This is a genomic window from Bradyrhizobium sp. Mp27 (genome assembly GCF_029953005.1).
Taxonomy (GTDB): Bacteria; Pseudomonadota; Alphaproteobacteria; order Rhizobiales; family Xanthobacteraceae; genus Bradyrhizobium; species Bradyrhizobium barranii.
This window is the reverse complement of sequence record NZ_JASAUS010000589.1, coordinates 1-680: the sequence shown is the minus strand read 5'-3', so window position 1 is coordinate 680 and position 680 is coordinate 1. Positions and strand designations below refer to the sequence as shown.

1 protein-coding gene is annotated in these 680 nt (G+C 59.4%); it reads right to left on the bottom strand.

The window, feature by feature from the left end:
- Nucleotides 1-171: 171 nt before the first annotated feature.
- The coding region (locus QJT78_RS51885) for an IS6 family transposase (protein ID WP_281460920.1) at nt 172-680 on the bottom strand (509 nt) is incomplete at its 5' end.

Here is a 680-nt window from a genome sequence, read left to right as displayed (position 1 = left end):
ACGTCAACGCGTACAACGACAAAGCCGAGCCCTTCGTCTGGACCAAGAAAAAGGTCCGTCAACGCCGCTTCAAAGGCCGCCGTATCACTCAGCTCTGATTCCGGGTACTAGCTAGGCAGCCCGAGACAATCGACGCGTGGCGCAACGAAGACGAGAACCGGCATCGTCAACTTAATCGACCGCCGAGCCGAAGGAGGGGATTCTCAGAGGTCGAGAGTCGGCGATAGCGCTTGTCATGGAGATCTGGCGCCAAGTCGCAAAGGCTCGCTCGCGCGAAGCACGACGGAAGTCGGCGGTGACAGCTCCGGGGATGTGGAAAAGGTTCGCGACCTGATCGTGAACTGCCAGAAACCGTTGAGCCTGACGGGACGATTTGAAACGCTTCATGATCCGCTCGCGTCGCGGCGTCGGCTGATGAGAATTATCGGCCCGATTGTTGAGAGCTTTGTGCTGGCCATGTTCGACGTGAAAGCCCATCTTCGCCCTCGCAGCGCCGTACGAACGGAGTTTGTCCGTGATCATCACGCGCGGCGGCGTGCCGGCGGATTTCAAGAGCTTCTTCATGAGCCGCTGCGCAGCGCGCGAGTCTCTTCGGCGCTGGATCAAGACGTCGAGAACGAAGCCATTCTGGTCGACAGCGCGCCAGAGCCAATGTTGTTCGCCCGCGATCGAGATAACGA